Annotated in this window: 5 protein-coding genes and 1 pseudogene; 4 read left to right on the plus strand and 2 right to left on the minus strand. The window is 53.9% G+C overall.

Annotation, left to right across the window (positions count from 1 at the left end):
* The coding region (locus DBO31_RS08190) for a metallophosphoesterase (RefSeq protein WP_150824902.1) at positions 1-1,061 on the minus strand (1,061 nt) is incomplete at its 3' end.
* A gap of 148 nt (positions 1,062-1,209) precedes the next feature.
* The gene (locus tag DBO31_RS08195; protein WP_075581950.1) at positions 1,210-3,225 is read right to left on the minus strand and encodes a transglycosylase domain-containing protein; all 2,016 of its coding nucleotides are present in this window, start codon (positions 3,223-3,225) and stop codon (positions 1,210-1,212) included.
* 376 nt (positions 3,226-3,601) lie between these two features.
* Between DBO31_RS08195 and ppsA the strand changes: the two genes are divergently transcribed.
* The 4 genes and pseudogenes from ppsA to DBO31_RS08215 form a co-directional block, all read left to right on the plus strand.
* Positions 3,602-6,004, plus strand: coding sequence for a phosphoenolpyruvate synthase (gene ppsA, locus DBO31_RS08200; protein ID WP_150824903.1), 2,403 nt, complete (start codon positions 3,602-3,604; stop codon positions 6,002-6,004).
* Positions 6,005-6,161: 157 nt separating this feature from the next.
* Positions 6,162-6,803, plus strand: coding sequence for a helix-turn-helix transcriptional regulator (locus tag DBO31_RS08205; RefSeq protein WP_150824904.1), 642 nt, complete (start codon positions 6,162-6,164; stop codon positions 6,801-6,803).
* On the plus strand, positions 6,804-7,625 hold the full coding sequence (locus DBO31_RS08210; protein WP_059076656.1) for a pyruvate, water dikinase regulatory protein: 822 nt from the start codon (positions 6,804-6,806) through the stop codon (positions 7,623-7,625).
* 54 nt (positions 7,626-7,679) lie between these two features.
* Positions 7,680-8,581 (plus strand): annotated as a pseudogene (locus tag DBO31_RS08215) (phosphohydrolase); the annotation flags it as partial.

Below are 8,581 nucleotides of genomic sequence, written 5' to 3' on the forward strand. Positions count from 1 at the left end.
TCCGGCGAGGGGCCGGTCCGGAAGGGGAAGCCCCAGGAGCCGTAGCCGCTGGAGACGACGGCGTCAATGGAGTCTATACGGCGGCTGCCGTAGTTGAGCAGGTACATTCTGTCTGTAATCCAGGTGACAGGGAAAAACTGTCCCCCATGGGTATGACCTCCCAGGCAGAGGTCATACCCTTTTTTTGCGGCTTCCCGGATGCGCAGTGGTTCATGGTCCATGATGATGTTGAATTGTGACTGGTCGCAGTCCGGCACGGATTCTGATGGGAAATGGATGTAGTCGTTGAGACCGGTCAGGGTGATACCCGGGGCCAGTTCTGACCGGTCATGGCGCAGGAAGTGACAAAAGGAAAAAGCCGTTTCCTCTTCTTCTATATCGCCGTCAAAAAAGTCGTGGTTGCCAAAGACGGCCCAGACGCCCAGTGGGGCTTTGAGGTCCTGCAAGAGGCGGTAACTGCCGTCGCGGAGGACAAAGGCAAGATGGGCGTCGATGAGGTCGCCGCCGAAGAGGACGGCATCGGGCCGGAGCGCCATGACGCGGCGGACGAGGCGCCGCGTGTACCAGTGGCTCTGCAGGGGTCCCATGTGGATATCGGTAAGGAAGGCCAGCCGGACCGGCGTGACTGCCTTTTCCGTCTGAATCGCGACGTGACGGATGGCGGGGTGGACGGCTTTATAGATGCCCCGGGCCATGATGGCGAGGACCAGAAGCAGCAGCACGAGGGCAAGACTGTCCTGATATGCCTGCCAGAGCGGCTCATATCCCGTGAGGCGGCTTAAAAGGTACAGTACAGCATAGACGCAGGAGCCCATAGTGGCATAGATGGTAAAAATAAACCAGAAGCCGCCAATCCAGGAGAATCCTTTGGTGATGGGAACGGGAACGGAGTGGATGGCATTATAGGCTAGAGAGAAACAGAAAGGAAACAGGAGAAAACCCAGCAGAGACCAGCTGGAAACAGCAGGGGGCAGGGCGTTTTTATAGACATACCAGTTGGCTAGTCCCAATACGGCGCCGAGGCAGCCAATTTTCCAGAAAAAGACGATGCGGTTGAACATGAGGGTACTCCTTTACAGGTTGCAGAAAAAGATAGTTTTACGTTTGATGAAAAGGCCTTAGGTCGTTCATCGAAAGAGGAAGGGCAGCGGCTTTCCCTTACAGCTAACATAAACGGAGGCTGCCCATGGTGGCAGCCTCCGTTTGCTGTTACTGATTCTTATTGTTGCGGGCCGCCTGCTGTTTTCCCTGCGGCGTATCCTGCTTTGATTTTTCTTTTGTCGTCGTAGACTTTGTGCTCTTTTTTTCCGATGCCGTGCTCTTTGTCTCGCTGGCGCGGCTGGCTTTCTGCATGCCTGCCGGTACGGAGAAGTCTGACGAATCGCTGCTGGCAGCCTGTACCATGTAGTCGTGCCAGATACGGGCTGGTACGGTGCCGCCGTAGATTTCGCCCAGACTGTGGGCTCCCGTGTCGTCGCCGACCCAGACGGCGGTGACGATGGCCGGGGTGTAGCCGACGAACCAGGCATCTTTGTTGTCATCGGTCGTCCCGGTCTTGCCTGCTGCCGGCTGGCCGATGGCTGCGGCTGTACCGGTACCGCTTTCGATGACCGCTTCGAGCATGCTGGTCATTTCATAGGCTTCCCGTTCGGAGAGGACCCGCGTTTCTTCCCCTTTGCCGGAGCTGTTGTCTTCGATGACATTGCCGTTGCGGTCGAGAATCTTGGTGATGGCCACCGGTTTGACGTGGACGCCCTTATTGGCGAATGTACCGTAGGCGCTGGCCATTTCCAGAGGGATGACGCCCCGGGTCAGGCCACCGAGGGCCATGGCCAGGTTGTTGTCATTGGTACTGCCTTTTTCGACGAGGGTCGTAATGCCCATTTTCTTGGCATTGTTGATAATCTTGGATGTGCCTACCTTGTCGGCCAGCTGGACGGCGATGGTATTGACCGAATGGGCCAGGGCCTGACGGAGGGTCATCGTTCCGGAATAGGATTTTTCCGCATTCTGGGGGCTCCATCCGCCATAGGTGACTTTTTTGTCTTCCATGGTCGAATCGGGCGTCATGTCATCCTGCAGGGCCGTCATATAGACGAAAGGCTTAAAGGCCGACCCAGGTTGACGGACGGCCATGCTGGCCCGGTTGAAGCTGTCCTGGCCGCGGCCGCCTACCATAGCCAGGATGTGGCCGTTGCGGGGGTCGATGGAGACCAGTGCGCCCTGGGGCTGGGTCAGGCCGTTTTTATCGGTGTAGTTGTCCGGCAGGTTTTTCATGGCCTGTACGGCAGCATGCTGTTTTTCCGTATCGAGGGTCGTGTAAATCTTGAGGCCTTCTTTGTACAGGGCATCGTCGCCGTACTTGGCAGCAACCAGCTGGGATACATAGTCGATGAACGATTCCGATTCGGAGTTTTCCGCTGTCTGCTTGTTGTGGGACAGGTGGAGGTCGGCGTTTTTGGCTTCTGCCGCCTGATCGGATGTGATGTAGCCGTATTTTGCCATCTGGTCGAGGACGACGTTTTTACGGGATTTGGCTTCTTCCAGATTATTGAAGGGCGAGTAGTAATTCGGACTCTTGGGCAGGCCTGCCAACATGGCGCACTGGGCCAGTGTCAGGTCGTTGACATCGCGGTCGAAGTAGGTCTTGGCCGCCGTCTGGATGCCGTAGGCGCCCTGGCCGAAATAAATCTGGTTCATGTACATTTCCAGGATTTCTTTCTTCGAGTACTTGTGCTCGATTTCCAGGGCCAGCATGGCTTCCTGTACTTTACGTTTCAGCGTCTGTTCCTGGGAGAGGAAGGCATTTTTTGCCAGCTGCTGTGTAATCGTACTGCCGCCCTGGGCGATGCCGCGGTTCGTCAGGTTGGTGACGATGGCGCGGAGAATGCCGATGGGGTCGATGCCGATATGTTCATAGAAACGGTTATCTTCGGCGGCGATGAAGGCGTTCTGCAGGTTGGCCGGCACTTTGTTAATATCGATGGGAAGGCGGTTCTGGTCGGAATGAAGAGTCGTGATCAGCCGTCCGTGACTGTCGAATACCTGGGATGAAACGGCTGGCCGCATGTTGTTGCTTACGGGCGGCAGACTCTGGTAAGCGGCAAAAATATAGCCAAAACCGAGTCCGGCTGCGACGACGAAAAGAAAGACAATGAGCACGCGCAGACTGTGCAGTGGTCCTTTCTTTTTGGCGTGTTTCGCCCGGCGTCTGGGTGTATACATATTTCTCCTGTGACTCCTTTTGTGATGAATTTGTTATTATAAACATCTATTATATATAGGACTTTACTAATTTCTAATTATAACACACCTCTGTCCGGTATGAATAGAGGAAAGGGGGCATTTTTGGCGGCTCCGGGGGATACGGGGGCGGAAGACGGCCTGTGTACATAGAGTGTACACAACTGAAGCAGGATAAACGATATACGGTGCATTATTGTATTATTCCAGGAGAACAATGATAAGTAGAATATCTTATATATCAAAAAATATACTAAATACCATAAATCTGTTGACATTCACAAGTAAATAATGTACTATAAATGAGAAATCACTAAAAATTAGCATATATGATTTGCACGCTTCAGGAGGTAGGAACATGGACAGAGATAAAGCATTTGTATTATGGTTTGATGAATTGCGCCGTGCCGATGTGGCATTGGTCGGCGGCAAGTCGTCGTCTTTGGGCGAACTGACTTCCCAGACCAAGGTCCCCGTACCCTATGGATTTGCGACGACGGCAGAAGGATACCGTCATTTCATGCATGCTACGGGTCTGGACGTGACGATTAAGGAACTGCTCAAAGGCCTGACGGACGTAGAAGATCCGGTACAGCTCCGCGATGTCACTGCTTCTATCCGCAAAGCCATCTGCGATGCCGATATGCCGCAAGACCTGGCCGATTCCATCCGCAGCAGCTATGAAGAACTGGGCCGCAAAATGGGCGAAACCGATCCCTTCGTAGCCGTCCGTTCCAGCGCTACGGCAGAAGATCTGCCCGATGCCAGCTTTGCCGGCCAGCAGGATACCTACCTCAACGTAAAGGGTGCCGATATGGTCATCCAGAAAGTTAAAGAATGCTATGCTTCTACCTTTACGGACCGTGCTACTTACTATCGTACGAAACAGGGATTTGACCACCTTTCCGTCGCCCTGAGTGCTGCCGTACAGATGATGGTATTCTCCAAGGCGGCCGGCGTCATGTTCACAGTCGATCTGGTGACCGGTGATGATTCGACCATCACCATCGAAGGAGCCTGGGGCCTGGGCGAATACGTCGTACAGGGTACGGTTACGCCCGATAATTTCCGCGTACGCAAAGACGACCTGGCCATCATTTCCAAGATGATCAATACGAAACCGATCAAACTGGTCCGCAAGGATACAGGCGATGTGGAAGAACAGGCCGTACCGGAAGATCAGCAGAAACAGCCGGCTATTACGGACGATCAGGTCAAAGAACTGGCTGGTTATGCCAAAGCCATTGAAAAACATTACGGATGCTATATGGATATGGAATGGGGCGTCGATGAACGGACTAACAAGATCTGGCTCCTCCAGGCCCGTCCGGAAACCGTATGGTCCAAGAAGAATAAAGAAAAGAAACCAGCCAGTGCAGAAAGCGGTGTCAGTGCAGCTATGACGAAAGACAGAGTTACCATTGTAAAAGGCCTTCCGGCCAGCCCGGGCCATGCCGCAGGCAAAGCCCATGTCATCCTCGATCCGTCCAAGATCGAAGAATTCAAAGATGGAGAAATCCTGGTCACGACCATGACGGCTCCCGACTGGGTACCGGCCATGAAGAAAGCCAAGGCCATCGTCACCGATGCCGGCGGCATGACCTGCCATGCTTCTATCGTCAGCCGCGAACTGGGCATCCCCTGCATCGTCGGCACCAAGAGCCGCAGTCAGGAAGCTACGACGACCATTCAGGACGGACAGGATATCACCGTCGATGCGACGAATGGTATCGTCTATGAAGGCATCGTAGAAGACATCGTCAAACCGGCTGCTGCTGCACCGGCTGCCACGGCTGCTACGGTCGTTGCTGAAACGGCTCCGATTACGGGAACGAAGATTTATATGAATCTGGGTAACCCCGATCTGGCTGAAAAATACGGCGTTCTCCCCTGCGACGGCATCGGTCTCATGCGGGAAGAATTCATCTGGACGACCTTCATCCACGAACATCCCTTATACCTCATTGAAATTGGTCATCCCGAACGCGTTGTTGACCAGCTGGCCGACGGCATGCGCAAAGTCTGCCAGGCCCTGGCTCCGCGGCCGGTTACGCTGCGCTTCAGCGATTTCAAATCGAGCGAATACCGCAATCTTAAAGGCGGCGATAAATACGAACCGCAGGAAAGCAGCGCCCTCCTCGGCTGGCGCGGTGCGTCCCGCTACTACGACCCGAAATACATTGAAGCCTTCAAGCTGGAAATCAAGGCTGTACGCAAAGTCCGTGAAGAATTCGGCTTCAAGAATCTCAATGTCATGATTCCCTTCTGCCGCCGTGTCGATGAAATGGAAAAAATCGTCAACCTCATGGATCAGGAAGGCCTGCACCGCGGACCGGACTTCAAGGTATGGCTCATGGCAGAAATCCCGTCCAACATCATCCTCGCCGACCAGTTCAATAAGTTCGTCGATGGCTATTCCATCGGGTCCAACGACCTGACCATGCTGATCATGGGCTGCGACCGCGACAATGACACCGTTGCGCCTCTCTTCGATGAACGCAATCTGGCTGTCAAACGGGCTATCCGCCATCTCATCAGTGTCGCTCATAAAGACGGCAAGACCGTTTCTATCTGCGGCCAGGCACCGAGCGTATATCCTGATTTCACGGAATTTCTCGTCAAGAGCGGCATCGATTCTGTATCGGTCAACCCCGATGCTGTCATTGCGACGAAAAAGAATGTGGCCCAGATCGAACAGCGGATCCTCATGGATTCCCTGACTGGCAAGGGCCGTGCTGATACAGAAGATTATACATGGTAATACGTTCCTGACCGGGGCGGCCCTAAAAGTGTAAACTACTCATAAGGGCCGCCTTTTTATATTTTCTATTTGTTCCTATTGTATATCCTATACAGATAGTATATAATTATTGGTGTATACTTATAGACTGCCATGGAGCAGGAGGTGAAGAGAGGACATGTTATCGGAACGCCAGGAAACTATTTTAAATATCGTAAAAGAACAGAGCCCGATTACGGGCCAGCATATTGCCGCACAGCTCCACGTGACGCGGGCGGCACTGCGATCGGACCTGGCAATACTTACTATGTTGGGATTGATTGATGCGCGTCCGAAACTGGGTTACTTTTTTACGGGCAATAAGGAAAAGGATCTGCTGGCACGGATTATTATCAATATCCGCGTCGAGTCCTGTCTGTCCCAGCCAGTGATCGTGGGCGAGCATACGAGCGCCTATGATGCGGTCATTGCCATGTTCACGGAAGACGTGGGGACGGTGTTTGTAGGGACGGACAATATTCTGGCAGGTGTCGTCTCACGGAAAGACCTTCTGAAAACGGCGCTGGGCAATAATGACCTGAAAGCCCTGCCGGTGCGCATGGTCATGACGCCGTCGAGCAAGCTCATTTACGTGGAACCGCAGGAGCAGGCTCTGGTAGCGGCACAGCGGCTCATGGAATATGAAGTGGACTGTCTGCCCGTCGTCCATGTCCTGGACCGCGATGAAGAAGACCGGAAAGAACTCCAGATTGTCGGACGTATTTCGAAAACTAATATTACCCGTCTCTTTGTAGAATGTGGCTTGGGGAGGAGATCATAAGTGGCCAGACCGATTGTCTATGCCTGCTCGGATTCACTGGGAGAAACGGCGGAACGCGTAGCCCGTGCCGCTGCCAGCCAGTATAATCAGGAAGAATTTAACATCATCCGCGTTCCCTATATCCGTTCGGAACAGCAGATTGAAGATATTGTAAAAAAGGCGGAAGCAGATCACGCCATGATCTGTTATACGATTATTTCACCGGTCCTGCGGCGCAAGCTCAAGACGCTGACTAAAAATTCCGATGTGACTGTCGTCGATATCATCGGACCGATGATGGATGGCATCGGAAATATCGCGACGACCGAACCGACCATGAAGGCCGGCATGATCCACCGCCTCGATGAAGAGTATTTCAAACGGGTCGAAGCCATCGAATTCGCCGTCAAGTACGATGACGGCAAGAATCCTATTGGCTTTTTGAAGGCCGATATCGTCATCGTCGGCGTGTCCCGCACGTCCAAGACGCCTCTTTCCATGTACCTGGCCCACAAGCGCATCAAGGCGGCCAATCTGCCCCTGGTACCGGAAGTGGCCCTGCCGCCGGAATTGTTCCAGATTCCGGCCCGGAAAATCGTAGGTCTCATCATCGACCCCTTTAAACTGAACTTTATCCGCAGCGAACGGCTCCGCAGTATGGGGCTGGATTCCAATGCCAGTTATGCCAATATCGACCGCATCAATGAAGAACTGACCTATGCCCGCGGCGTCATGCGCCGTCTTCATTGCCCGGTCATCGATGTGTCATCCAAAGCTATTGAAGAAACGGCAAACCTCGTGATGGATATTGTCAAACGCAATCGTGAACTGTACGATGAGTAATGTATAGTAAAAGACGCCGTTTCGGCGTCTTTTTGCGTATGAGGAGGAAATCGTATGAATCGTGGAAACTCCCTTACTATCCAGGATGCACTGCGTCATGCCCTGAATGACCCATCCTTTGCCCGGCAGCCACTGTTCCAGTCGGAGCTGCTCGAGAACCTGCGCCGGCCGGCGATGCTGGCACCCCTTGCAGAGGAGCTGGCCCGTACAGTAGATGGGAACGGCCGGTTTTATGCACCGGCCGTCGCGTCCTGCCTGGCAAAGCATCTGGATGTCTTTGCCGCCGTGCCCGAAGGCGGCTGGCTGTCGTACTGCTATTATTCCATTCTGGCCCGGCTGTTTCCGGAAAATACGGCAGCCTGGGACGAGCCGGCCATGACCGCCGCACTGGACGATGCGCCGCCCTACCGCATCGGACGGATCCTGCTGCTGCAGATCCTGCGCGGCCTGTACCAGTATGAACGGTATACCCTGCCCTTCGACCCGACGAAGGATATGGAGCTCCTGTCGGAGGATGAAATCCGGGCCAACGGATTTATCCCGGAATACCTCCATATGAAAGAGCTCATATGGGACCATTATATCTATGAATTCATGCGCATCGGCATCGACATTACGCCTTTTAATACGCTGGGCCATATCGGCGGTGTCCACTATGTCGCCATGTACATGGCCCGCCAGCTGCGCCAGTGCGATGTGCCCGTAGACCTGGGGCTTATTTCCGGGGCCGCTGCCTGCCATGATATCGGGAAATACGGCTGCCGCAAGCAGGAAGAGCGGCGCGTCCCGTACCTGCATTATTTCTACACGGGACTGTGCTGCAGCCGCTTTGAACTGCCGGCTATCGGCCATATTGCAGCCAATCATTCCGTATGGGATCTGGAACTGGAAAACCTGTCTGCCGAGTCGCTGCTGCTCATCTATGCCGATTTCCGCGTCAAGAGCAGCCGGGACGA

The organism is Megasphaera sp. DJF_B143 (assembly GCF_900320625.1).
GTDB lineage: Bacteria > Bacillota > Negativicutes > Veillonellales > Megasphaeraceae > Megasphaera > Megasphaera hexanoica.